The sequence below is a fragment of the Rummeliibacillus suwonensis genome, from assembly GCF_007896435.1.
GTDB lineage: Bacteria > Bacillota > Bacilli > Bacillales_A > Planococcaceae > Rummeliibacillus > Rummeliibacillus suwonensis.
Genome location: NZ_VCBL01000002.1, coordinates 268,218 through 292,492, shown reverse-complemented (window position 1 = coordinate 292,492; position 24,275 = coordinate 268,218). Strand labels below are relative to the sequence as shown.

Below are 24,275 nucleotides of genomic sequence, written 5' to 3'. Positions count from 1 at the left end.
AGGGATGTATGTGCTGGAAATACAAAATGTATCAAAGGTATACAAAGCAAAAAAGAAATCAATAATTGGTGTAGATCATGTTTCTTTAACAATTAGAGATGGAGAAATATTTGGTATCGTTGGTTATTCCGGGGCAGGAAAAAGTTCTTTATTGCGCTGTATTAATTTGTTGGAACAACCAACGGATGGACAAATTCTAATTGATGGACAAGATTTAACAAAGCTAAAGGGCGAGAAGCTTCGTCAGGCACGCTTGAAAATCGGTATGATCTTCCAGCACTTTTATTTAATCAGCCAAAAAACAGTCGGTGAAAATATTGAATTTGCACTGAAGGCTGCGAAATTACCAAAGGAATCGCGCAATGAACGAGTTGAAGAATTGCTCAATATGGTAGGACTGACGGATAAAAAAGATGTGTTTCCATCCCAACTAAGTGGTGGACAAAAGCAACGTGTAGGGATAGCAAGAGCATTAGCTAATAATCCATCTGTATTGCTTTGTGATGAAGCAACGTCAGCACTTGACCCAACTACTACCACCTCTATTTTACGACTATTAAAGAAAATTAATCGTGAACTCGGTATTACGATTATTCTTATAACCCATGAAATGGATGTTGTAAAAGAAATCTGCGATCGTATGGCGATTATGCAGAATGGTAAAGTGATAGAAGAGGGCCCTGTTTATGATATCTTTGCCAATCCAGAAAAGCCGTTAACACAAGAATTTATTAGCAGTATCGTATCCTTTGATATTCCATCAGCGATTCTACAAAATGTCCAAGGACAGATCGTTAAAATTTTGTTCAAAGGTGATATAGCTGGTGAAGGAGTCATTTCGGACATGCTTCAGCAATTTAAAGTACAAGGTAATTTCCTTCATGGCACGATTGAATATATTCAGGAAAAACCACTCGGCATTTTTCTAATGGAGTTGGATGGGCAAGTAGAAGATATAAAACGTTCGATTTCTTATATGGAAAATCGAGGAGTAACAGTGGAGGTGTTAGACCATGTTATTTGATCCAAGTCATTTTGCTGAGATGCTTCCAGATATTTGGAAAGCATTTGGTCAGACCCTTCTAATGGTGGGCATTGCCTTATCAATCGCTTTAGTGATTGGTTTACCACTTGGGTTACTACTGTTCATCACCAGTAAAGGTCTATTTTCTACAAGTAGATCAGGACTGCTTGGGAATCGTTTCATTAATATAGTTGTTGGTTTTATCGTCAATTTAATTCGCTCGATTCCATACATTATTCTTTTAGTAGCATTATTCCCATTCACAAAATGGTTAGTAGGTGACACGATAGGGCCGATTGCTGCAAGCGTTTCTCTATCTGTTGCATCGACGCCATTTTTTGCAAGACTTGTTGAAACATCTCTTCGTGAAATTGATAAAGGAGTCATTGAAGCATCAATTGCTGTTGGGGCAACACGTTGGATGATTATTAAAGACGTATTGCTTCCTGAGGCAAAATCAGGTGTGATTCAAGGGGTTACGATGACGATTATTAGCCTAGTTGCTTCTTCAGCGATGGCAGGAATTATTGGTGGTGGCGGTATCGGTGACTTAGCCATTCGGTTCGGCTACTACCGTTATGACAATACCATCATGATTGCAACAGTTGTTATTTTAATCGTGATTGTCCAAGTGATTCAATTAGCTGGTGATGCAATAGCAAAAGTAGTAGATAAACGTTAAGCGGAAATGGCTCGTTCAGTTGCGACAGTTGTTTTAGGAGCTTGAAACAAAAGCGTCATCTTCGTTTTTGACGGAAAGCGACCTTGAGCAGTTGGAAAATGATAAGTCAGAGATTTTCATAGATAATAATAGGAGGCTTTACAATAATGAAGAAATTTTTACTTGTTTTATTGACTTTAGTATTAGCTACAGCTTTAGCTGCTTGTGGCGAAGATAAAGCAAAAAAAGACACAGACAAAGCGACAGAAACAAAGGATATTAAAATTGGAGCAACAGCTGGCCCTTATAGTGATATGCTAAACAAGGCAATTGTTCCTGAACTTGAGAAAAAAGGTTATAAAGTAAAAGTAGTAGAATTCAGCGATTATATCCAACCAAACAAAGCTTTGGATTCAGGAGATATTGATGCAAACTTGTTCCAACACTCTATATACTTGGAAAACTTCAATAAACAAAATGGTACAAAAATCAAAGGATTAATCATTGTACCAACTGCACCAATGGGCTTCTTCTCTAAGAAATATAAAACAGTAGCTGACATTAAAGACGGTTCAACAATAGCAATTGCTAATGACCCTTCAAACTTAGCTCGTACTTTAAAATCATTACAAGAACAAGGTTTAATCAAAATTAATGATAAAATCGATGAATTAAAAGCTTCTACAAAAGATATTACAGAAAACCCTAAAAATTTAAAATTCAAAGAAATTGAAGCTGCAGGTCTTCCTCGTGCTGTTGAAAGTGCTGACATAGCCGGCGTACCAGGAAACTTTGCATTAGCTGCAGGTATGAAATTACAAGACGCTGTTTTCCTTGAAAACATGCCAGATCAATTCCGTAATGTTGTAGCAGTACGTCAGGCAGATGAAAATTCACAACTTGCAAAAGATCTTAAAGCAGTTGTAGAATCTGCTGAATTTGAAAAAGTAATCGATTCAGACTTCAAAGGATTTGGTAAACCTGAATGGATGAAAAATAGAAAATAAGCAAAATCAATGAAAAGATGGTATATGTAGTTTACTTAAGAAATCTTTTTCAAGAAGAATATGTCAATACTAAAGGCGCAGAACACTGTTTGATCAGTATTCTGCGCCTTTTTCTCGTATATTTTAACCGAATGAAATGTCACAACCAATTTACTTACTTCAATTTCTCCCCCAATTTTCGAAAATTATGAACGAGCAAATACTTTTGAATGCCCCTCGCTTGTTGAATGGCCTTTGTAGCATAATGTTTAAAATTTTCGCCATCCTGCTGTTTAAAGGAAATCAAGCTTTCAATCGAAGGCGACATCCAGTTTTCTGTGAGCTTCGGTATTAAGGTTTTCGCCTGTTCAAAGTTTCCTAAATAGGCTTCACTATGTGCAATCATGTAACTTTGAAAAGGCTCTTTTGTAATTTGCTTTGCTTCTGATAAAGCACGATCATAATCTTTTTCAAGAATCGCTAATATAGAAGCATAATTGTGTTTTATATAGGGTTGCTGATGGGAGGTAATAATTTTTTGTAGGGCAGCTCTTTGTTCAACTACAGATTGGTTGGCGATCGCATATGGGTATGCATATAAGGATCGATGTTTATTGGCTTTAAGAAAACGTTCAACTGTCTTGAGATTATTTGTCCATAAAAGTGCGTTGAAGTAAGGGTACATGGTGAATGAAAAAACATAAAGAAAAAGCAAAATGAAAATTAGCCATTTTGGAATATCCATTAACAACAAAAAAGTACAAGCGATAATTGCAAATAAATAAATCAGCGTTAATTTCCATAACTGCATAAATTTCACTCCTTTTTACTCATTATAATCAAAACTTTCAAAAAAGTCTTTTGATATATATGTTCACTGAAGAAAAACAAATATTGTATTTTTTAAAAATACATTATATAATTGCTGTAATAGAAACACTGATTAAACGCAAATTAAATAGAATAAATTGTATTTCTGAAAAATACAATTGTATTTATATAAAACGTGTATATTCCAGAAGTACATTTGTAGTTAGCAAGAGGAGGAAATAAAATGAAGAAAATTATGATCACTGGTGCGTGCGGTCAAATTGGTTCAGAGTTAGTAGCGAAGCTCCGTGATGAATATGGTACAGACAATGTATTAGCAACAGATATAAGAAAGGTTTCCACACAGGCTGGACCTTTTGAATTATTAGATGTCATGGATGCACAGCGTATGCATGATATAGCAAAAGAGTTCGGCGCAGATACGATGATGCATATGGCAGCGTTATTATCCGCAACGGCAGAGGCAAAACCTTTAATGGCTTGGAATTTAAACATGGGTGGGCTTGTCAATGCATTAGAGGTTTCTCGAGAATTAGATTTACAATTCTTCACACCAAGTTCTATTGGCGCATTTGGACCATCAACCCCAAAACACAATACACCACAAGATACATTACAGCGTCCAACAACGATGTATGGTGTCAACAAAGTGGCTGGTGAATTGCTGTGCGATTATTATCATACACGGTTTGGCTTAGATACTCGCGGTGTTCGTTTCCCAGGCCTAATCTCTTATGTAACGCCTCCAGGGGGCGGTACAACAGATTATGCTGTAGATATTTATTACAAAGCCGTACAACAAGGAAAATATACATCTTATATAGCAAAGGGTTCATATATGGATATGATGTATATGCCGGATGCATTACAAGCAATTGTTGATTTAATGGAAGCAAACCCGGATAAGTTGATCCATCGTAATGCCTTCAACTTAACAGCAATGAGTTTTGAGCCAGAAGAGATTGCCGCATCAATTCGTAAGCAAATGCCAAGTTTCAAAATGGATTACGATGTTGATCCAATTCGTCAAGCGATCGCAGATAGTTGGCCAGATTCTCTTGATGCAAGTGCTGCAAAGGAAGAATGGGGATTTAACGCTCAATATGATTTGGATGCAATGACCATTGATATGCTTAAAAAGCTAGAAAAAAAAATTAGCCATTCAGCCTAATTGAATAGTAGGATAAAGTGAAACTCCATCCGTGGGCGTTTTTCATCCCACTGAAATAGAGGAACTTAAGTGAAAAGCGCCACGTCCTGTAGCAATACCTGAGTGACCAACATCTTGCCTGCCCGAACCAATCGGACGCATGCGGCAGTTGATTCCCCATCTATCCTTGTCGTTTCTTTCTAAATCTTGAGAGGGGGTCTTGCTGCCTCTTAAAGCGGGATAAATTTAAAAAAGCAACCTATAAGCGAGGGATGATCTCAACTGATAGGTTGCTTTTGCTCCTCATTGATGGCAGCAAAGTTCCTCTCTTCAAGACACAAGTAACGAACGGAAAAATAAGGATCAACTACATGGAAAGTCTAATGTTCAACTAACACCCAAGAAAGTCCTCCACACTAGGTGAAGTTTCGCTTTATTCATTAAAATAAATACAATTATTGTAATGTTCGTGCGATAATAATGAGTTTTCCTTGGTCTAACTCTTTTTCTGCTTGAGCAGCTTCTTCTTTACTTAAACCAACAGCTTCCATTTGACTGCGAAGCTCATTACCACGGGCAACTACATAATTTTTCATGGATCTGAAAAATCCTTGTTCTTTGATACCTACCTCGGCTGTATGGAGTGCATCTGCAATATCTTCTTCGCGTTCATCACCATGAGCAAAAATATAAATATTATCGCGGCTCAAACCTTGTGATTCTAACTTCTCAATTTGATTTTTTGCTTGTACTGCATTTTCTACAGAAATGTTACTGATCATCTCAATCTCCTCCTATTTTAGATGTTACTTATGGTATTCCCCAAAATGAAAAGATTAAACGTTCCTATTTTTAGTTAAATCATATCGTTTATTCATAAATTTTTTTTAAAATCATAATATCAATTAGATGAATAGAATTTTCTGCACTAGTTGAGCTGATAGTTAGAAAATTGAAATGTTCTTATAGACGAATCAATTTCATCATGCAAAATCTAGATAAAAAATATGAACATTTTCTATTAATATAAGCATTAACATTCAGACTTGTATGTGCCACTACAGACGGCGTCTTCCGCGGGCTTTGGCTTCAATTTCTTGGGGGCAACAAGAGATCTTCTTCCGCAGCATCGAAAGCGTAAGCGACAGATGTGAAGCCGTTGCCACAGGACGTGACGAACCTAGGCTTTGTCCCTTAAAAGGTTCCTGCGGTGCTTTCAGCTCAAGCTTTTTCCGTAGGACTTTGAATAAACTTCCTGAACTAACAACGCACGAAGGAAATGCGTATGCATTTTCGAGGAGTCGCCGTCCTCCGCTCCACAACTATTAAAAATAGTTATCACTAAATGTTCGCATTTTTCAAGAAGAAAATGATTTGTGAAATTGATTCATATAGATGGATGATTTTAAAAAATGATCACAAATAAGGGGATGGTTGAGTTATGATGCAGACACCACTAGTATTAACAGATTTTATCAAGAGAGCAGAACGTTATTTTCCAAAGAAATTAATCATTTCACGAACAGCTGAAAATACGATCCATCGCTTCACATACAAAGAGTTTGGGCAACGTACTCGAAAGTTAGCACATGCGTTGACCAAATTGGGGATGAAAAGAGGAACGAGAGTGGGTTCCTTTGCATGGAATCATCATCGACACTTAGAAGCTTATTTTGCTGTTCCTTGTGCAGGAGCTGTTCTCCATATGATTAATATACGTCTATCCCCAGAACATATTATTTATATTATCAATCATGCAGAGGATGAAATATTATTAGTGGATGGGGATTTGTTTCCATTAATAAAGAAAGCGATTCCACTGTTGAAATCCGTGAAACATATTATAGTCATGCAAGATGGCTCGGAACTACCTGAACCAACATCAGACAATATTCATTCATATGAACAGTTGATAGCCGATGCAGAAGAATATGAGTTTCCAGAAGATTTAGATGAAAATATGCCAGCGGGAATGTGTTATACGAGTGCAACTACAGGATTTCCGAAGGGTGTTATTTATACACATCGCAGTATAGTGCTGCACAGTTTAGCACTTGGTTTAGTAGATTCATTTGGACTTCACGAGAATGATATAGCAATGCCTGTTGTCCCTATGTTCCATGTCAATGCATGGGGAATACCATTCGCAGCTGTTAATTTTGGCACAACTCAAGTATTGCCTGGACCTATGTTCACACCCGCGTTGCTGTTAGATCTAATCGAGCAAGAAAAGGTGACCTTAACGGCGGGTGTACCTACGATTTGGCTAGGCGCATTAAAAGAATTAGAAGAAAAACCAAGAGATATATCATCCCTGCGTGCCATTGTTTGTGGTGGATCTGCATCACCAAAAGGACTCATCAAAGCCTTTGAGGAAAAATATAAAGTGCCATTTATCGTAGGATACGGGATGACGGAAACAACGCCAATTGTCAGCCTGTCTACTTATACATCTGAAATAGAACAATGGTCAAAAGAAGATAAACTAAATATTCGTGCAACCCAAGGGTTAACAGTACCATTAATCGAAACACGCATTGTAAATGATGATGGAGATGCTCCGTGGGATGGTAAAACGATGGGCGAGTTAATCATAAGAGGACCATGGATAGCGGATAAGTATTACAATGATGAAAGAACGGCGGAAGCATTTAAAGATGGCTGGTTATATACAGGTGATATCGCGGTAATCACACCAGAAGGTTATATTAAAATAACTGATCGAGTAAAGGATCTTATTAAAAGCGGAGGAGAATGGATCTCTTCAGTGGATCTTGAAAATGCTTTGATGACACATGAGGGGGTGTTTGAAGCCGCGGTGATTGCAGTGCCAGATGAAAAATGGCAAGAAAGGCCACTTGCCTGTGTGGTTCTAAAAGATGGGAGCACAGCAACAAAAGAAGAGCTTTTTTCCCATTTAGAGGGGCAATTTGCCAAATGGTGGATACCCGATGATATCGTTTTCTTAAAAGAGATTCCCAAAACATCTGTAGGAAAGTTCTTGAAAGCCAAACTTCGTGAGGATGTAAAAGGACGTAAACCATGATAGATTATGTAATTCATTCATAGATTTATCCCGCCTTTAACGGGCAGTAAGATCCCAATTTCAAGATATAGAGAGAAACGAGAAAGATAGATGGGGGATGAACTGCCCGTAAAAGTCCGATTGGTTTGGGCCAACAAGATGTTGGTCCCTCAGGTGTTGCCACAAGACGTGGCGTTTTTAACCTGAGTTCCTCTAGCCCAGTGGGGGATGAAGAAAACCCCCACTGATGGAAGCTTCACTTTATTAGGTTTTTCGGATATCTACAATAAGAAAAAGAGCATTTCTTTGAAACTTTCATTGAAATGCTCTTTTTACATGTAAACCGTCTACTCTTCTATCAATTTATTAAAATGAAGGCGTTTATTTAATAGCATCATCACAGGAATACCTACAGCCATGACTGCAAATTCACCAGCCGCGCAAGTAAGCCATGTCAATAAGAATGGTTTAAGTGCAAATGGGATATCTCCCACAAGTTGGATCTCTATGGCGATTAGGAACATCATAATCGTAAATACGATCGTATTAAAGATCATACGTGTTGCCTGTCCTTTAATAAAGCGAGCTGACCAAATAGTAATGGCAAGCGATAAGATTGATTGCCCAACACCAAATGCTAAATCATACATACCAAGCGGTGAAAACAGATTGGCGATGAAGACTCCTAAAACAATACCTATCATATACTTTTTGTTAAAAACAACAAGATGATTAAACATTTCTGATAGACGAAATTGTATAGCATTGTAGCCAAAAGGTTGGACAAGCATTGTTACAGCAATATATAGTGCTGCAATAATCCCGTTGATAACTATTGATTTTACTTTCAATTTTCAGTTCCCCCTAGTTTTTTTACGTGGGATGGTTTCGAACCACGATATTGTTAGAAACAAATTTACATTGTAAATATATTAAATAAAAATGTCAAATCATATTTTTAAAAATAGAAATGTATAACGCAGAAGCTTATTTAAAAGATTCACAAAATAGACACATTTTATAAAATGTATGGAGAATCCTTATAAACAAGCATTTCATCGCAGTGAAGCGTTGAAGTTCAACGCGATAAACTAATTTAAACATTCATAATATTATTGACGGTTATAAAAGTCTTCTGTAATAATTACTGTGTTTAGTTACTAAAAGAATAAGAGACAACAAGAATTTGAGGGGGATATTATGAAGAAAATGAAAAAGTACGCATTGCTTTTGATGACAACTATCATCGTATTAGCTTTAGCTGCGTGCGGTAGTAAAAATAATTCGTCATCTGATACAAAGGATTCTAATGCAGCAGAAGGCAAAACATATAAAGTCGGAATTACACAAATTGTAGAACATCCATCATTAAACCAAGCTACAAAAGGTTTTAAAGCGGCTCTTAAGGATGCAGGATTAAAAGTTGAATATCAAACTGAAATCGCTCAAGGGGATCAAAGTGTTAATACGACAGCTGCCAACAACTTGGTAGGAAGCGGCGTCGATCTAATCTTTGCTAACTCTACACCAAGTGCACAAGCGGTAGCTGCGGCAACATCTGATATTCCAATTGTTTTCACATCGGTGACAGATGCAGTTGGTGCAGAACTTGTCAAATCAATGGAAAAACCAGGTGGTAATGTAACAGGTACGGTTGATACACATCCTGATGCTATTCCAAATACAGTTAAATTTTTATCAGAACAATTAGGTGCTAAAAAAGTAGGAATGGTGTTTAACTCAGGTGAACAAAACTCTCGTGTACAAGTAGATATTGCGAAAAAAGAAGCAAAAAAAGCGGGCATCACAATTGTTGAAGCGTCAGCATCAACATCAGCAGAAGTAAAACAGGCGACAGAATCATTAGTTGGTAAAGTGGATGCCTTTTATATCATTACTGATAATACAGTTGTGTCAGCTCTTGAGTCAGTACTAGACGTAGCAAATGATAAGAAAATTCCTGTAATGGTAGGGGAACTTGACTCTGTAGCACGTGGTGGTCTTGGAGCATATGGCTTTAACTATTATGATATCGGTTATGAAGCAGGTCAAAAAGCAGTGGAAATCTTAAAAAATGGTAAAAAACCAGCAGATATCCCTGTTGCATATCCTACAAAATTAAAACTTGAAATCAACAAAACAACAGCAGATAAAATTGGCGTAGACGTCAAAGATGAATGGAAAGCAGAAGTAGTTAAATAGATAGGAGATGATTCTTTATGTTTACAGCAATTTTCGGCTCAGTCGAGCAAGGGATCATCTATGCAATCATGGCACTCGGAGTGTATATTACATTCCGAGTGTTAGATTTTCCTGATTTAACAGTAGACGGTAGCTTTGTAACAGGTGCCGCAACAGCAGCAACAATGATCACATTAGGATACAATCCGATCATTTCCACAATATGTGCAGCATTGGCTGGCTTTGCTGCTGGTTCCATTACAGGTCTTTTGCATACGAAGGCAAAAATCAATTCACTATTATCAGGGATCTTAATGATGATTGCTTTATATTCGATTAATTTACGAATAATGGGGCTGACAATAGATACAGCTGTTGGACGACCCAATATTCCACTTGCCAATTCCGATTCATTATTCACAGCATTCTCTGAATTCTGGGGAAAACTAGGAATCGATAAAGCTTTCAATGGTATGTTATCAAACATGGGAGTTGAACATGTTCCAAATACTTGGGGCACAGTTTTCATCATGTTTATTTTGACTTTTGCGATTAAGTTTGTCCTTGATTGGTTCCTCAAAACAGAAATTGGTTTAGCTATTCGTGCAACAGGTGATAATGGCAAAATGATCCGCAGCTTTTCTGCAAACACCGATACATTAACCATCTTAGGCTTAGGGTTATCCAATGGTCTAGTTGCACTATCAGGCGCTTTGATCGCACAATACGGTAAATTTGCAGATGTTGGTATGGGCATTGGGATGATTGTGATTGGATTAGCTTCTGTTATCATCGGTGAAGCTATTTTTGGTACCAAAACAATTGCTCGTACAACGTTTGCTGTTATTTTCGGAGCCATTATTTATCGAATTGTTCTTGCCCTAGCATTGCAAGTTGAATTTTTAGATACAGGTGATATGAAGCTAATTACGGCTGTTATAGTAGTGATCGCGTTAGTTATCCCAACTTTAAGAGCAAAGCAAAAAGAGAAATCCCGCATAGCTAAACGCCGTGCTGAACATGCTAGAGCAGTGAAACAGGAGGGGAAGAGGAGTGCTTAAATTAGAAGGGATCAATAAAATCTTCAACGAAGCGACACCCGATGAAAAAATTGCTTTAGATAATATTCATTTAGAGTTGAAAACAGGTGATTTTGTCACTGTTATTGGTAGTAATGGTGCTGGTAAATCTACGATGATGAATATGATTTCAGGGGCCTTAACACCAGATCTTGGGAAGATTGAGATTAATGGCAAGGATGTCACTAGACTGCCAGAACATAAACGGTCGCATTTTATCGGTCGTGTATTCCAAGATCCAATGGCAGGTACAGCGCCAACAATGACGATTGAGGAAAACTTAGCAATCGCTTATTCACGTAATCAAAAAAGAACGCTTCGAATAGGTGTAGATAAAAAGCGCCGAGAATTTTTCAAGGAATCATTAGAAACATTGCATCTTAATCTTGAAAATCGTTTAAATGCCAAAGTTGGTCTGTTATCTGGTGGAGAACGCCAAGCTCTGTCATTATTGATGGCTACCTTTACAAAACCAAATATTCTTTTACTAGATGAACATACAGCTGCTCTCGATCCATCAAGAGCAGAGTTAATTACTAATTTAACAAAACAGCTTGTAGAAAAAGATAAACTAACAACGTTGATGGTTACACATAATATGCAACAAGCCATCGATTTAGGAAATCGTCTAATTATGATGGATAAGGGACAAATTATTTTAGAAGTCGAACCATCTCTGAAAAAAGATTTACAAATAGATGACTTAATGCTTCAATTCCAACACATACGCGGAGAGAAAATGGTATCCGATCGAACTTTATTAAGTGTGTAAAGTATCTAAAGAGCCCTGTAATCGGTAAAGATCTGTTTGGAAAAATAAAAAGATCATTCAGAGAGATACTGATGGACGAGGTTCTTAAAGAGTTGAATATTATATCAAATTGAATACTAGGCGACTCTCTCGGTTTTAAGAATCCTAGGTTGGGTTCTTGACACCGAGTTTTTCTTTGATGGCTGTAATAATGAATCCACGCTATAATGCGATCTTCATATGCTTTGTCATAATGACTAGAAACGGCTTTCTAGCCATATAAAAAAATTCTACAAAAACCTTCTAAAAATTCTTAAAATAGAAGTTTTGCCAAAACATGTGCTTGACGAAATGAATAGGCATATTTATTGGTAAAAGATAGTGTTTAATAGTTAATTTTAGCTTTAGCTAGATTGGAGCGGAAGCTTGCTCGAGTCCTCGAAAATGCATACGCATTTCCTTCGTGCGGTGTTGATTCGATGAAGCCAATTCAATGTCCCACGGGAAAAGCGAACAGATGAGACCCTGCAGCGTAGCGATTAAGGAACGGAGTCTAAGGGCACCACGTCCTGTGGCAACGACTCCGTGACCAGCCCCCAGCGTTCGCCCGCAGGAAAGCGAGCAAGCCGTAGCGGAAATCAATAGGACATCTAATTTTTATGCCAAGAACAGATTTTGGTGTAGAGTCTAAAAATATTAATTTTTCAAGTTTAATATCCAATTAAAGCTCAATTCTTTAATATCCGCTATAATAGAATCAACTTAAAATAATAGAGAATGGATGACCATTTTAATTTTTAAAAGATACATTTAAAAATTACGATAATGGCTGTTAAAATAGATGAAATAACACTGATAGGAAATCCTATATGTAAAGCTGGGAGCACTTAAATGAATAAATTTTTGCCGAATGTGTGGAGTATCTGTTTATTACTGATTTTTGGTTTTTTAACGATCATTGGCGTCATTGCACAAATAGCTAGCAATCCAGATTTGAATAGTTGGACGTGGCGTCAAATAGTGATGCTCGTTATAGGTATCGTCGTTTACTTTTCGTTTTCATTTTTAGGTTTTTATTACTTGATCGCGCGTATGAAAATGCGAGGGATCTGTTGGGATGAAGAAGGGGTATATGTAGATTTTAGCCATCATAAAATATACTGGCATGAAATTGAGGATATCTATTGTACAAATTATCCTGGCGTCGGTAAAGCAACAGTGATCGCTACATTTACAAATTCTAAAAAAGACATCCAAAAGCGTCTTGATAAATTGAAATCGCCAGTTTCAAGGTATTCCTTTGATATTTTTTGGATCAGTGTACAAAAGTCCAAAATAATGCATGAGCAGCTTATTTATGACTTTGAACAATATAAAAAAAGTCATATGGCTGTCTATCATAATGGTTATTTCATACAATAAAACCTCCAAAGATCATGGCTTCTTTGGAGGCTTTTTTACGATTATTTACAAAGGAAGATTTTCATTTTTATGCTTATAAGGAGAAATTTTCTTAGGTATTGGCAGTGTTTATGACCAATTTTATACTAACAATGCAAACAATGTACTATCATTATTCACAACTTTGAATGAGAAGTTGTTGTTCTTCATACGTTCAAGTAATCCAGCATAATCTTCTGGACGTTTCAATTCAATCCCGACTAGTGCAGGGCCGCTTTCTTTATTGTTTTTCTTTGTATATTCGAAAGTTGTGATATCATCTTCGGGTCCCAAAACTTGAGTTAGGAATTGACGAAGTGCTCCTGCGCGTTGTGGAAAGCTGACTAGGAAATAGTATAGCAATCCTTCGTGGATAAGTGACTTTTCTTTGATCTCTTGCATACGGCTAATATCGTTGTTACCACCGCTAATAATACAGACGACGGATTTACCTTTGATTTGATCTTTATAATAATCGAGTGCAGCAACAGGCAGAGCACCAGCAGGCTCTGCGATGATAGCGTGCTTATTATATAAGTCCAAAATTGTTGTACAATCTTTTCCTTCTGGCACAATAATGATATCATCTAAATATTTGTTACAAATTTCAAATGTTTTTTCACCTACACATTGAACGGCTGCACCATCAACAAATTTATCGATATGCGGTAATTCTACAGGATGACCTTCTGCAAGTGCTTTTTTCATACTTGCAGCACCAGCAGGTTCAACACCAACGATAGATGACTGTGGTGAAACGTTTTTCACATATGTGGCAATTCCAGACATCAAGCCACCACCACCAATAGTACCGAAAACGTAATCTAAAGGCTCTTCAATATCGTTCATAATTTCAACAGCGACTGTTCCTTGTCCGGCAATAATCTCTGCATCATCAAATGGGTGGATAAAAATATGTCCATCTGCATCTGAGAATTCTATTGCACTTTTCGCGGAGTCATCGAAAGTATCTCCAGCTAAAATAATTTCGACGAATTCACGACCAAACATTCGAACTTGGTCAATTTTTTGTTTTGGAGTGGTTGTTGGCATGAAAATATGTCCGTGAATACCTAAATGGGCGCAGGCGTAAGCAACACCTTGTGCATGGTTTCCTGCACTAGCACAAACAACACCTTGTTCGCGGGCTTCTTCTTCGATTGTTTTGATTTTATAGTAAGCGCCTCGTAATTTAAATGAGCGTACGTGTTGTAAATCTTCACGTTTTAGGTAAACATTACACTCATATTTTTCAGATAGATATTCATTCTTTTGTAAAGGTGTATGCACGACGACGTCTTTCAAAAATTGATAGGCGATTAGTACATTCTCTACCTGTACAGTATTTTCTTGTTGTACAGTCATCTTAAAACCTCCTGCTTTCAGTAGTCATCAAAATAGTTTAACTTATTATATCTCTAAAATCGCAAAATTTTAAGTTAATTCTAAATATTTTATATAATAATTACGAAAATGAAGAAAATGGGTGGAGTAAGTGGCTTTTTATCATAATCAATGTTTTGAAAAAAGGGCTATGCATCTACATTTTTTGGGAACATTGAAAAATAATAATTTCGCCATTTTTATTGATAAATGCGTATAATTTCTTAAGGATTAAGGAAACCATTTATCACATTTTGGGAGATGGGTTAAATTTTTCAGTGCCTTTATCTTTTCGTGTAGTGTAGCCCTTTGGATTTTAATTAGAAGCTAGCTTCAAAATCTTCATGCCAGCGGTAAGAATACATACGTTCAATTGTGAGCCAGTTATCCTCATTTGTAGCCCCTTCGTTTTTTCGTTTGGCTTCTTCTTGAAGGATCCAGCCAGTTTGTGAAATATGTGCATGCATGGAATTCCATTTCGCCTCTTTTACATCGCGTATGTCATTCACAATATCTGGTTCGCCAAGCCCTTTTAAAGTATCGTTAGCAAATGCGACACCATATAGGCGAGGACGATTTTCTTCAGGTATGCGCCGTACTGCTCGCACAACAGCTCTTGCAGTAGCTTCATGATCAGGGTGTACTGCATAATTTGGATAAAAGGTGATGATGAGGGAAGGATTTAATTCATCGATTAGATCCGTGATCATTTGAACCATTTTCTCATCATCTTCAAATTCAACAGTCTTATCCCGCAGACCCATCATACGTAAATCTTTGATGCCGATCGCGTCACATGAGGCTTTCAACTCCTCTTTACGGATAAGAGGCAGCCCTTCACGAGTTGTAAAAGGTGGATTTCCTAGATTACGTCCCATTTCGCCAAGAGTAAGGCATGCATATGTAATGGGTGTACCAACTTTTGCGTATTGTGCCAATGTTCCAGATACTCCAAATGCTTCATCATCTGGATGCGGGAATACAACTAGTATTTGACGTTCAGGTTGTAGCATGAAATTCAACTCCTTTTAGTATGCAAATGGTTTTTCGCTAATTTCTAAAGCGACAGCTAATTTGCCGTCATAGCCGTGTCCAGCCATCAATAAGCGACCCAGTTCATCTAATTCATAGTGTGTAATACCTTGTGCATAGACCCAGCCATTGTCGTGTAATTTCAAGCCGATACGATGCGGGGAATCTGGTGTTACTTTCCCTAGTTCATAACGTAATTTGACATTACGTATAAAGGCGCTTGCATTGAAAACTTTTTCATCGAAGTGACTTGCATAAGCACCGTTCGTCGTTTCTAAGTGTATATAGACTTCCTTATTAGCAAAGGAATTTAAAAGTTCTTGAAGCTTTTTTGTATCTACTATTTCCATCAAAATGCTCCTTTCAAGGGATAGAATCCTATTCTCCTAGTATAGTGAATTCTCTATATAAATGCGATTACTAAGTATCCTTTTGACCGATTACGCAATCACAAACGGTTCAAGTCGCAAGAAAAAACAGGAATGAAAAACAAATTGTCTGTAAAAGTCCGAGTAGTTCAACCAATACTCATTGAGGGATAAAAGAACTTCTCAACAGTACATTTTAACTATATGACAGTCTTTTATTTTGGTGTTTAAGTGAATCAATTTCATAAATCATTTTCTTCTAAAAAAATACGAACGTTTAATAATAACTAATTTTGATAGTTGTGGAACGGAAGACGGCGACTCCTACGGGAAAAGCTTGAGCTGAAAGCCCCGCAGGAACGTAGTGACGAGGAGATTGAAGCCAAGCCCGTGGAAAGCGCCGTCTGGAGCGGAACAAAAATTTCTGAATATTAATGTTCATGCTGATTTGAAATGTTCGTGTTTTTTATCTGAATCTTGCATTATGAAATTAATTCAAGTAAATGTTGTTTATAAAAAAGGCTATAATGGGAATAATAGCTATGGGAGGCGAGAAGGGTGAACTTTACATTACCAAGTGTGGACGAAGAAAGTAAGATTTCAAAAGCATTGATGACGTCTATGATGCCTTTTTTATTTGTCGCTAAAAAAGATAAGGAATTGTCAGAAGAATTATTAGCAAATGGTTTTAAATTTTTTGATCTGCAAGATGAGACCCAGGAATCTGCCTATTATGGAGATATCCACATTTCGAACATTGCACTGAATCAACATTTTTTGCCGTACATAGAACGCCGTCTTTTTCCAAGTAGTATGGATGAAGATGCTTTCCATCGTTTTACGAAAGCAATCCCGAAAAAAGGTGAATTAGTCATTCATGAACGTCATTATCATTTTCAAATATTAAGTGTTGATGTGATCCTTTGCCCATTTGGTGTTGGCTTCGTTAATCTGCGAATTGAATTAGACAATGAGTATTCATTATCCGAAGCATTGGATTTTATGCATCATTTTCGAATACTAGAACCCAAAGCATTGGATGAAAAAGGTGTTCGACTTTTTGTTTCATCTTATACGTTTCATACGATAAATGATTTCATCATGATGTATATTTGTCCAGAGATTCAGCCTTTTACCATTCATGATGAAGTACGAAATGGCTATTATGGAAGCCTGCCTTTTTTTGAAGATGAGCGGATGCTTGTTTCTTCCTATATTGAAGTCGATGAAGATGAATTGCCTATTGAGCAGATTTATCGAGCTAGTCAATTAGACGGCTATACAGAAGATGGAATTCCGTTAGTTTCTGCAGGAAATAAAGAACATATGAAAGACTATTTACAAACGAAGGTCAATAATCGATACATGCCAAAATTATGCGATATCACGACAGAACACGTTCAGACAACGATTGTTTTTCGGCAAGCGGACGATGTATTGAGAAAGAAAGCAAGAGCTCGATTTATGGGCGTTCATTATTACAATGTATTATTACACTATTTTTATAAACTAACATTATTAGAATTATCCTTTCGATATAGTGAACTTTCTTGGAGAAAGGATGAAATATATGTCGAAAAATTAATGAAACAAATTACCATGTTTTCTTCTAAATTTTATTTCCAAGAAGTTAGCAGTCGATCATCGAGTAGGGAAACGGCTAAAAGATTACGTAGTATTTTTAGGATTGATGAGTTATTTGGAGATGTTGCCAAAACATTGGATGCCCTCTATGTTAATCAGGAGAAAACAGCAGATCAAAGACAAAACCAATTACTATTTATCTTAACGATGTTCTCAGTGATTTCTGGTATCTTTGGGATGAACCTTGTTATAAATGAATGGGGCAATGATTATAAGTGGATGAAAATTTTCGAGTATTCCATATACGAATGGATTTGTCTCATAACAGCGGTGTCAGGACTTTTGATGTCTGCTGGTTTATTATTGAGCACCGTTTATTTATGGGGTCGACGAAAAGTACAATTAAAAAAATGGTATTAAAAACGATGAAAAAAGCATAATTGAATTTTGTCCTATCATAAAGTATAAAAAAGCTTCCACCTATAGAATAGAGTGGAAGCTCTCTTTTGGTTATTAAATTTCTGTTACTGTAATTTCTGGAGCTCCATAAACGGCTTTTGCACCATGCATAACAGGTCCAACAAATTGGTTTAATTTCCAACCGTGAGTAATGGCAGCAGCTACAAATTCTTTCGCTTCAATAATGGCTGCTTTTGCATCAAGACCATTTGCAAGGTTTGCTGTAACAGCCGCAGCAAATGTACAACCTGCGCCATGATTATAAGTTGTATTGATTTTTGGTGTTTCCAATAAATAATGTTTTTCACCATCATAGTATAAGTCGAATGCTTTAAGGGGATCGATTGAGCGACCACCTTTGATGACAACGTTTTTCGCACCGAGAGCGTGAATCTTTTCAGCGGCTTCTTTCATTTCGTCAATATTTTTAGGTGTTTTGATGCCTGCTAATTGACCTGCTTCAAATAAGTTTGGAGTTGTCACTAAAGCAAGTGGAAGTAAGTATGTAATCATGGCATCAACATTTCCAGGGTTCAACACTTCATCTTCCCCTTTACATACCATAACTGGATCAATGACAATATTTTGTACGCCTGAAGCTTTAATGGCTTCACCGGAAGTTCTAATCACTTCTTCTGTTGACAACATACCTGTTTTAAGAGCATCGATACCTGTAGAAAAAGTTGTTTTTAGTTGTGCTTTAAGAGTATCGATTGGCAATGTATAAACGCCATGCGACCAGTTATTATCTGGATCCATTGTAGCGATTACAGTAACAGCGGCCATACCGTAAGTTCCGTGTTCTTCGAATGTTTTTAAATCTGCTTCTAAACCAGCACCACCTGATGCGTCAGAACCAGCGATTGTTAATGTTTTTTTCAATGACATAGTTAAAAAACTCCTTTGTAAATGGAATGATCAAATTTTTCGGATAACAGCTATTATAGCTTGTCCTTTTATCGCTTTTTCATAAGCGGAATATGCGCAATTCTATCGCTTCTTATTATATGTATTAAACTGAATAGAAGAAAATAGTCAAAAAGCATAAATTTAATATGGTCAGTTTTAACTTGAAAGAGAAACTGCCCGAATCAATTCCCACAAAAAATAATAACATTGATTGTGATAAAAGCTATGATCATTGCTATAATATAGTGATTTTGTTGGTAGAGCCCATCACTAAAGCAATAAATACAACCATCATGATCAAAAAGAGCAGGTAAAAGAAAATCATTCCTACTGACTCCACCTTTTCAGGTACATATGCTTTATTTTTTGTATATCAGTCATTATTTTTCAACTGTATTGTATAGTTGCTTTGGATTTTATTTGCTCCATTCGGCTGTTTTTTGTTGATGTAGGTTGATAGAATGAGAAAAATAAATGATATTGAAACTTGATGCTTCGACAACTAGTCTATTATTTCGCTACAATAACTTAAAAATAGATAAATAGAAAGATATAATAAGATTAAGAAAAGAGGGATACTTATGAAAAAAAATAAAGAGTTAGAAAAATTACTAAGGAATCTTCATGTAGAGGAAGAACAGGCAGCCACCATTATGGAGGCTGCACAAGGTTCTCAAACTCATTTTCAAAATAGATGGAGGATAAAACTATTAAAGAATTGGAAAATATGGGGTATTTTATTTATTATTTTAACAATTTTAATCGTACCGTTTGTAACATGGAAACTTATTCAAGGAAATAGCTTCGCAGAACAAAAGGGTTCATTTGTAGAGCGAATACAAGATCTAAATGAGTTAACAACAGTAGAAGTATATACGAAGGCTGCGGTTGAGCAGGAAGATAATAAACTGTTTGGAAAAGAAATTGGGATGGATTTGCCTGGAATAAATAGTAAAATATTGGTAATTGTCCCAGGCGGTGTTAAAGCAGGGGTCGATTTTTCAAATGTCACTGACAAAAATGTGGATATTGATGAACGGGATAAAACAGCTACAATTACTCTACCAGCTGCTAAAATACTAGGAGAACCAGAGCTTTATCTTGATAAAGCACAGGTATTTACGAATACAGGCTTATTTCGTAGTGAGCCAGATATTAAAAAGGCCTATGATTTAGCAGACGAGGCAAAAAAACAGATGATTGAAGAGGCAACAACACAAGGAGTGCTTAAAACTGCTGAGAAAAACGCAAAAAATTCAGTAGCAGATATGTTCTCACTAGTCGGATACCATGTCACAGTAAAATTTAAGGAGTAGTAGTAAATGACAAAAATTATTTTTGATAATGATTGGCAAGAATTATTAGGAGAAGAATTTGATAAACCATACTATTTACAATTACGTGAGTTTTTAAAACAAGAATATTTTACGCAAACAGTTTATCCACCGATGCAAGATATGTGGAATGCCTTTCGCTATACACCTTATCATAAGGTGAAGGTAGTCATCCTAGGGCAGGATCCTTATCATGGCCCGGGTCAAGCTCAAGGAATGAGTTTTTCCGTGCGACCAGGAGTACCGCATCCACCAAGTTTACAAAATATATTGCAAGAATTGCATGATGATTTGGGGTACGATATACCTCGTGATGGCACATTAATCAAATGGGCACAACAGGGGGTTTTGTTATTAAACACAGTACTCACTGTTCGTGCTCATCAAGCCCATTCACATAAAAATCAAGGTTGGGAACAATTCACGGATACAGTGATTCAAAAATTATCTCAAAGAGAAAAACCGATCGTCTTTGTGCTATGGGGAAGACCTGCACAACAAAAAGAAAGACTGATTGATACCAAACGTCATGTTATTATCAAAGCGCCACATCCAAGCCCTTTGAGTGCACATAGAGGCTTCTTTGGTAGTCGTCCTTTTTCTAAGATCAACAATCAGCTTATTGCATGGGGCGAGGAGCCAATCGACTTTGATTTGACAAAATAGCCATCTGAGGGAAATCCCGCTTTATATCAGGGAAAAAGATTTCTATTTCAGGGAAGAAATCGCTTTTTATCCACGGGAAATAGGACTTTATCCACGGGAAATACGATCCTATCCACGGAGTAACCCATTCCATCCACGGAAGTCGCTCGCTCATCCACGGAAAAATGAATTGTATCCACGAATGAGAAAATTTAAGTCTTCTCCCGATTCATTCAAAGGACTAAGAATGAATGATTATTCCTAAAAAGTAATACAAGAAACTTGAAAACAAGCTATAAATAAAGTCTTCAATCTCCACCGAGGTTGAAGGCTTTTTAAAATCCGAATGATTTTAATTAGATTCATTATCATTTAAATGAGATGTAATCAACGGAGATGCCGAGTTGCTTGCCAAGTGGATATCCTACGCATTAGAAACTCTCAAATTATCGCAGTGGAAACCAAAGGATTAGGAGCCGTAACGAAGACAGGAATAACCACAGCCAAAGCCACTGTCCAAGCAGGAGTCTGTCCTGTGCGACTACTCATCTTTATGGTCAATATCTGTTACTCAGAAGTGGTTTCAGTCGCACACCTGAGGGAAAGCGAGTAAACTGTAGTGGAAATTAAAGCAAATGATGTTCTGCATATCAATAAAATCGATTAATAAATAACCCCCTAATACAAAAAGAAAGGATAACTCTAATGACATTAGAAAAAGATCTTTTTAAAGCTGCTATTCAAGCATTTTGCAAACATAACAAAATTCCGCCTCAGAAAGCAAGAGTTACAAAATTTGATCATTTTGTAACTATAAGTTTGAAAAATCACTTTGAACAAGGACTAGATATGGAATGTTTTAAAATTTTAGATTTTATTTTTAATGTAATTGAATCAATTTCATAATGCAAAATTTAGATGAAAAACACGAACGTTTCGAATTAACATGAACATTAATATTCAGAAGTATTTGTTCCGCTCCAGACGGCGCTTTCCACGGGCTTGGCTTCAATCTCCTCGTCACTACGTTCCTGCGGGGCTTTCAGCTCAAGCTTTTCCCGTAGGAGTCGCCGTCTTCCGCTCCACAACTATCAAAATTAGTTATTCTTAAATGTTCGTATTTTTAAAAAGAAAATGATTTATGAAATTGATTCAATTGGACCTAAAAAAAGAAATTCAGTCAAACAACTTTTGTTGTACCTAACTCTCAAAAAATAGATAGAATAGATATTTCTTTTGATGAAAAAGATTATAAAATGTTAATAGAAACGCTTTATCATTAAATAGCTAACTAAGAGAAAGAAGAAAAGTATCGTTTCTTTGCTGTATACTTATTTTGTTTTTGGGTGATATAATTCAATAAAAAGCTGTCCGTAGTATATTGTCAAAAAGGAAAGGGGCAGTTATTTCACACAATAAAACGATCAAAAGTAAAAATGGAGCACTGAAGAAGGAGAGGGGATGTATGATGCAACAGAGTTGTTTTAAATGTAGACACTTTTTCATCACCTGGGATCCACAAAATCCTAGGGGGTGTCGTGCTTATCAATTCAAAAGTAAAGCGATCCCTTCAATTATCGTAAAGAACTCGTCAGGTATGGATTGTTTAAAGTTTGAGCCGAAAGGGAGAGGAAATGTACAATGATTTCTTATGAAGTAGTTGTAGCAGAGATAGCCAAGCATGTTGTTAAAGCTCAATCTGCCATGAATGATACACAAATACGTGAAGAACTTTCTGCTATTCGCGCATTATGTGATGTGGCATTACATGTCGAAGGATCAAAGCCATCGTCTACGAATCATATTCCTAAAATGATGATAAGTACTGAGCATCCATTACCGCAGCAAACTTCTGTACAAGCTAATCGGACTTTAAACGCCAACAAACTGCAAGAAGACGATGCAAATGGTGATTCAATTTTTGACTTTTAGAAAGGAATGTTAAAAGGTTATGAAATTTAATATGATTGCAGGTGCTGTATTTGCCCTTCTATCAGTGGCATTTGGTGCATTTGGTGCACACGCTTTAAAGGATGTATTAACAGAGCATTATGCAGCTGTATGGGAAACTGCCGTACAATATCAAATGTTCCATGCTGTTGGTTTAATCGTGATTGGCATACTAATGAGTAAAAGTCTTTTGGGTCCTACACCAATGTTATCACGTGCAGGAATTCTTATGTTTATCGGAGTTATTCTATTCTCAGGAAGCCTATACGTGTTATCTATTACGCAAATAAAAGTATTAGGCGCGATTACACCAATTGGCGGTGTATTATTTTTAGTGGCATGGCTAATGGTAATCCTAGCTGCATCGAAACTATAAAAGCGGAGCCGGCTCGAACTGCTGCGACAAGCACTGGAAGCTTCGAATCGAAAGCATCTTTTTAGCTTTACACCGAGAAGGTGAAGTGACCTCGAGCGGCAAGCCGGTGCAGCTAGACAAATAAAAGCGAAACCGGCTCCGAACAGCTTATTAATTTCTAAAATGAAAAATGCCATGTGCTATTTTATAACACATGACATTTTTTTGGTGTTTTATGGTGTTTGGTCAAAGTAACTCATCTGCTCATCAAATTCGGCATAGTCAAAATAAATCATAGGGAAGAGGAATCGATGATTTGTTCTGCTGTCACGTAAAATAACATGATCTCGACCCGCAGCTTCAACAACGCCCCTTATAGCGATCGTATTTTCTCCAGCTGCTACTGCATGTTCGAAAGAAAAGTGGAAAGTTCCAATTTTCCCACGATTTAAGCGCAAAATGTTTTCAATATATGATTGTTCTCGACCTTGAACAACAGGACTAGCAACAGGTGGTGTTCCAGATGAAGTTTGAGAAGCGCCGGATGGGTAAGGCGTGCTACCAGGATAAATAGTACCACTGGGATATGGGGTAGCTCCTTGATAATTTGGTGTCCAATAATATTGAACCATTACATCTTCCTTTCAAAATATTATACTTGTGGGCAATCATCAACTGATGGTGTAAAAAGCCAATGTGCTTTAAAACGGCCGATGTTCCACTGACCGTACCAATCTGTTGGACAATTACCTACCGGTTGGAAAAAACCATAATGCTCGGGTTGCTGGGTGGAATCGTTCACCATTCGTAACACGCTGGGCTAAACGACGATCTTGCTCTCTGGTCAAAGTAGCTTCTGGTTATATTGCTTCAAAACTACCGGGACTTTGAAAAACATTCGTTCTATGATCTTATCTCGAAAGGCCAAATAATCGCCTAAAACTTGATTAGCACTAACGTTGCCAACCATTAGCATGCCAAGATCACCGTCGCTTTCTACTTCTGCCCTCATGAGTCGAGCTAGTCGATCAAGTTCTCTTGAGGTTGATTTCACAACAGGCATTACATGACCTCCTCTTCTTTATATATGACAGTTTTCTAAAATAAGAACCCATAGATCATGTATAA

At 37.0% G+C, this 24,275-nt stretch carries 24 protein-coding genes, 1 pseudogene and 1 riboswitch; of the genes and pseudogenes, 16 read left to right on the top strand and 9 right to left on the bottom strand.

The annotated features are described in order from the left end of the window. Positions 1-10 precede the first annotated feature (10 nt). The 3 genes from FEU33_RS14715 to FEU33_RS14705 all read left to right on the top strand — a co-directional run bounded on the left by FEU33_RS14715 (position 11) and on the right by FEU33_RS14705 (position 2,692). A complete protein-coding gene (locus tag FEU33_RS14715; RefSeq protein WP_146550237.1) occupies positions 11-1,024 on the top strand; it encodes a methionine ABC transporter ATP-binding protein in 1,014 nt (337 codons plus the stop codon). Beyond that, positions 1,014-1,706, top strand: coding sequence for a methionine ABC transporter permease (locus FEU33_RS14710; protein WP_146550236.1), 693 nt, complete (start codon positions 1,014-1,016; stop codon positions 1,704-1,706). The genes FEU33_RS14715 and FEU33_RS14710 overlap by 11 nt, the downstream gene beginning before the upstream one ends. A gap of 146 nt (positions 1,707-1,852) precedes the next feature. After that, a complete protein-coding gene (locus FEU33_RS14705) occupies positions 1,853-2,692 on the top strand; it encodes a MetQ/NlpA family ABC transporter substrate-binding protein (protein WP_146550235.1) in 840 nt (279 codons plus the stop codon). Positions 2,693-2,846: 154 nt separating this feature from the next. Here the strand turns inward: FEU33_RS14705 and FEU33_RS14700 are convergent, their stop codons facing one another. After that, positions 2,847-3,482 (bottom strand): hypothetical protein, encoded by a 636-nt coding sequence (locus FEU33_RS14700; RefSeq protein WP_146550234.1) that lies wholly within the window; start codon positions 3,480-3,482, stop codon positions 2,847-2,849. Between the two features lie 243 nt (positions 3,483-3,725). On the opposite strand from FEU33_RS14700, the gene FEU33_RS14695 reads away from it, so the two are divergent. Beyond that, a complete protein-coding gene (locus tag FEU33_RS14695; protein ID WP_146550233.1) occupies positions 3,726-4,673 on the top strand; it encodes an L-threonine 3-dehydrogenase in 948 nt (315 codons plus the stop codon). A 434-nt stretch (positions 4,674-5,107) separates the two neighbouring features. Here the strand turns inward: FEU33_RS14695 and FEU33_RS14690 are convergent, their stop codons facing one another. Beyond that, positions 5,108-5,434, bottom strand: a complete 327-nt coding sequence (locus FEU33_RS14690; protein ID WP_146550232.1) for a YflT domain-containing protein — start codon at positions 5,432-5,434, stop codon at positions 5,108-5,110. Positions 5,435-6,093: 659 nt separating this feature from the next. Here FEU33_RS14690 and FEU33_RS14685 point away from each other — a divergent pair. Next, positions 6,094-7,698 carry a long-chain fatty acid--CoA ligase gene (locus tag FEU33_RS14685; RefSeq protein WP_146550231.1) on the top strand — a complete coding sequence of 535 codons (1,605 nt, stop codon included), beginning with the start codon at positions 6,094-6,096 and terminating at the stop codon, positions 7,696-7,698. 326 nt (positions 7,699-8,024) lie between these two features. Here FEU33_RS14685 and FEU33_RS14680 read toward each other — a convergent pair whose 3' ends face one another. Further along, a complete protein-coding gene (locus FEU33_RS14680; RefSeq protein ID WP_146550230.1) occupies positions 8,025-8,528 on the bottom strand; it encodes a QueT transporter family protein in 504 nt (167 codons plus the stop codon). 7 nt (positions 8,529-8,535) lie between these two features. Then, a riboswitch (PreQ1 riboswitch) is annotated at positions 8,536-8,580 on the bottom strand. Between the two features lie 297 nt (positions 8,581-8,877). Between FEU33_RS14680 and FEU33_RS14675 the strand changes: the two genes are divergently transcribed. The 4 genes from FEU33_RS14675 to FEU33_RS14660 all read left to right on the top strand — a co-directional run bounded on the left by FEU33_RS14675 (position 8,878) and on the right by FEU33_RS14660 (position 13,110). Further along, positions 8,878-9,879, top strand: a complete 1,002-nt coding sequence (locus FEU33_RS14675; RefSeq protein WP_146550229.1) for an ABC transporter substrate-binding protein — start codon at positions 8,878-8,880, stop codon at positions 9,877-9,879. Between the two features lie 17 nt (positions 9,880-9,896). Then, positions 9,897-10,919 (top strand): ABC transporter permease, encoded by a 1,023-nt coding sequence (locus FEU33_RS14670; RefSeq protein WP_146550228.1) that lies wholly within the window; start codon positions 9,897-9,899, stop codon positions 10,917-10,919. Beyond that, positions 10,912-11,709, top strand: a complete 798-nt coding sequence (locus FEU33_RS14665; RefSeq protein ID WP_146550227.1) for an ABC transporter ATP-binding protein — start codon at positions 10,912-10,914, stop codon at positions 11,707-11,709. The genes FEU33_RS14670 and FEU33_RS14665 overlap by 8 nt, the downstream gene beginning before the upstream one ends. 870 nt (positions 11,710-12,579) lie before the next feature. Then, on the top strand, positions 12,580-13,110 hold the full coding sequence (locus tag FEU33_RS14660) for a hypothetical protein (RefSeq protein ID WP_146550226.1): 531 nt from the start codon (positions 12,580-12,582) through the stop codon (positions 13,108-13,110). Between the two features lie 120 nt (positions 13,111-13,230). Here the strand turns inward: FEU33_RS14660 and ilvA are convergent, their stop codons facing one another. The 3 genes from ilvA to FEU33_RS14645 form a co-directional block, all read right to left on the bottom strand. Further along, positions 13,231-14,493 (bottom strand): threonine ammonia-lyase IlvA, encoded by a 1,263-nt coding sequence (gene ilvA / locus FEU33_RS14655; RefSeq protein WP_146550225.1) that lies wholly within the window; start codon positions 14,491-14,493, stop codon positions 13,231-13,233. Between the two features lie 338 nt (positions 14,494-14,831). Next, complete coding sequence (gene bshB2, locus FEU33_RS14650; RefSeq protein ID WP_146550224.1) at positions 14,832-15,524, bottom strand: bacillithiol biosynthesis deacetylase BshB2; 693 nt, start codon at positions 15,522-15,524, stop codon at positions 14,832-14,834. 15 nt (positions 15,525-15,539) lie between these two features. Continuing rightward, a complete protein-coding gene (locus FEU33_RS14645) occupies positions 15,540-15,893 on the bottom strand; it encodes a YojF family protein (protein ID WP_146550223.1) in 354 nt (117 codons plus the stop codon). Positions 15,894-16,469: 576 nt separating this feature from the next. Here FEU33_RS14645 and FEU33_RS14640 point away from each other — a divergent pair. Next, positions 16,470-17,915, top strand: a complete 1,446-nt coding sequence (locus tag FEU33_RS14640; protein ID WP_146550222.1) for a magnesium transporter CorA family protein — start codon at positions 16,470-16,472, stop codon at positions 17,913-17,915. Between the two features lie 93 nt (positions 17,916-18,008). Here FEU33_RS14640 and thiD read toward each other — a convergent pair whose 3' ends face one another. After that, a complete protein-coding gene (thiD, locus tag FEU33_RS14635) occupies positions 18,009-18,842 on the bottom strand; it encodes a bifunctional hydroxymethylpyrimidine kinase/phosphomethylpyrimidine kinase (protein ID WP_146550221.1) in 834 nt (277 codons plus the stop codon). Positions 18,843-19,444: 602 nt separating this feature from the next. On the opposite strand from thiD, the gene FEU33_RS14630 reads away from it, so the two are divergent. The 6 genes from FEU33_RS14630 to FEU33_RS14605 all read left to right on the top strand — a co-directional run bounded on the left by FEU33_RS14630 (position 19,445) and on the right by FEU33_RS14605 (position 23,168). Beyond that, positions 19,445-20,179, top strand: a complete 735-nt coding sequence (locus FEU33_RS14630) for a DUF4230 domain-containing protein (protein ID WP_146550220.1) — start codon at positions 19,445-19,447, stop codon at positions 20,177-20,179. A 6-nt stretch (positions 20,180-20,185) separates the two neighbouring features. After that, positions 20,186-20,863 carry a uracil-DNA glycosylase gene (locus FEU33_RS14625; RefSeq protein ID WP_146550219.1) on the top strand — a complete coding sequence of 226 codons (678 nt, stop codon included), beginning with the start codon at positions 20,186-20,188 and terminating at the stop codon, positions 20,861-20,863. Between the two features lie 684 nt (positions 20,864-21,547). Further along, entirely contained in the window at positions 21,548-21,748 is a 201-nt protein-coding gene (locus FEU33_RS14620) for a hypothetical protein (RefSeq protein WP_146550218.1), read from the top strand. 562 nt (positions 21,749-22,310) lie between these two features. Beyond that, positions 22,311-22,487, top strand: coding sequence for a uracil-DNA glycosylase (locus FEU33_RS19170; protein WP_146550379.1), 177 nt, complete (start codon positions 22,311-22,313; stop codon positions 22,485-22,487). Then, the gene (locus tag FEU33_RS14610) at positions 22,484-22,774 is read left to right on the top strand and encodes a YwdI family protein (protein ID WP_146550217.1); all 291 of its coding nucleotides are present in this window, start codon (positions 22,484-22,486) and stop codon (positions 22,772-22,774) included. The genes FEU33_RS19170 and FEU33_RS14610 overlap by 4 nt, the downstream gene beginning before the upstream one ends. Positions 22,775-22,793: 19 nt before the next feature. Further along, positions 22,794-23,168, top strand: coding sequence for a DUF423 domain-containing protein (locus FEU33_RS14605; protein ID WP_146550216.1), 375 nt, complete (start codon positions 22,794-22,796; stop codon positions 23,166-23,168). A 212-nt stretch (positions 23,169-23,380) separates the two neighbouring features. Here FEU33_RS14605 and gerQ read toward each other — a convergent pair whose 3' ends face one another. Beyond that, positions 23,381-23,779, bottom strand: coding sequence for a spore coat protein GerQ (gerQ, locus tag FEU33_RS14600; protein ID WP_146550215.1), 399 nt, complete (start codon positions 23,777-23,779; stop codon positions 23,381-23,383). Positions 23,780-23,799: 20 nt separating this feature from the next. Further along, positions 23,800-24,210: pseudogene (locus FEU33_RS14595) on the bottom strand (cell wall hydrolase). Positions 24,211-24,275 lie beyond the last annotated feature (65 nt).

Bases quoted from the DNA above. Each gene is read 5' to 3' on its own strand.
- FEU33_RS14690 (WP_146550232.1), bottom strand. From the start codon at position 5,434: ATGATCAGTAACATTTCTGTAGAAAATGCAGTACAAGCAAAAAATCAA.
- FEU33_RS14610 (WP_146550217.1), top strand. From the start codon at position 22,484: ATGATTTCTTATGAAGTAGTTGTAGCAGAGATAGCCAAGCATGTTGTT.
- FEU33_RS14645 (WP_146550223.1), bottom strand. From the start codon at position 15,893: ATGGAAATAGTAGATACAAAAAAGCTTCAAGAACTTTTAAATTCCTTT.
- ilvA (WP_146550225.1), bottom strand. From the start codon at position 14,493: ATGACTGTACAACAAGAAAATACTGTACAGGTAGAGAATGTACTAATC.
- FEU33_RS14660 (WP_146550226.1), top strand. From the start codon at position 12,580: ATGAATAAATTTTTGCCGAATGTGTGGAGTATCTGTTTATTACTGATT.
- bshB2 (WP_146550224.1), bottom strand. From the start codon at position 15,524: ATGCTACAACCTGAACGTCAAATACTAGTTGTATTCCCGCATCCAGAT.
- FEU33_RS14710 (WP_146550236.1), top strand. From the start codon at position 1,014: ATGTTATTTGATCCAAGTCATTTTGCTGAGATGCTTCCAGATATTTGG.
- FEU33_RS14620 (WP_146550218.1), top strand. From the start codon at position 21,548: ATGACATTAGAAAAAGATCTTTTTAAAGCTGCTATTCAAGCATTTTGC.
- FEU33_RS14625 (WP_146550219.1), top strand. From the start codon at position 20,186: ATGACAAAAATTATTTTTGATAATGATTGGCAAGAATTATTAGGAGAA.
- FEU33_RS14630 (WP_146550220.1), top strand. From the start codon at position 19,445: ATGAAAAAAAATAAAGAGTTAGAAAAATTACTAAGGAATCTTCATGTA.
- FEU33_RS19170 (WP_146550379.1), top strand. From the start codon at position 22,311: ATGCAACAGAGTTGTTTTAAATGTAGACACTTTTTCATCACCTGGGAT.
- FEU33_RS14700 (WP_146550234.1), bottom strand. From the start codon at position 3,482: ATGCAGTTATGGAAATTAACGCTGATTTATTTATTTGCAATTATCGCT.
- FEU33_RS14605 (WP_146550216.1), top strand. From the start codon at position 22,794: ATGAAATTTAATATGATTGCAGGTGCTGTATTTGCCCTTCTATCAGTG.
- FEU33_RS14675 (WP_146550229.1), top strand. From the start codon at position 8,878: ATGAAGAAAATGAAAAAGTACGCATTGCTTTTGATGACAACTATCATC.
- FEU33_RS14705 (WP_146550235.1), top strand. From the start codon at position 1,853: ATGAAGAAATTTTTACTTGTTTTATTGACTTTAGTATTAGCTACAGCT.
- FEU33_RS14670 (WP_146550228.1), top strand. From the start codon at position 9,897: ATGTTTACAGCAATTTTCGGCTCAGTCGAGCAAGGGATCATCTATGCA.
- FEU33_RS14695 (WP_146550233.1), top strand. From the start codon at position 3,726: ATGAAGAAAATTATGATCACTGGTGCGTGCGGTCAAATTGGTTCAGAG.
- FEU33_RS14685 (WP_146550231.1), top strand. From the start codon at position 6,094: ATGATGCAGACACCACTAGTATTAACAGATTTTATCAAGAGAGCAGAA.
- thiD (WP_146550221.1), bottom strand. From the start codon at position 18,842: ATGTCATTGAAAAAAACATTAACAATCGCTGGTTCTGACGCATCAGGT.
- gerQ (WP_146550215.1), bottom strand. From the start codon at position 23,779: ATGGTTCAATATTATTGGACACCAAATTATCAAGGAGCTACCCCATAT.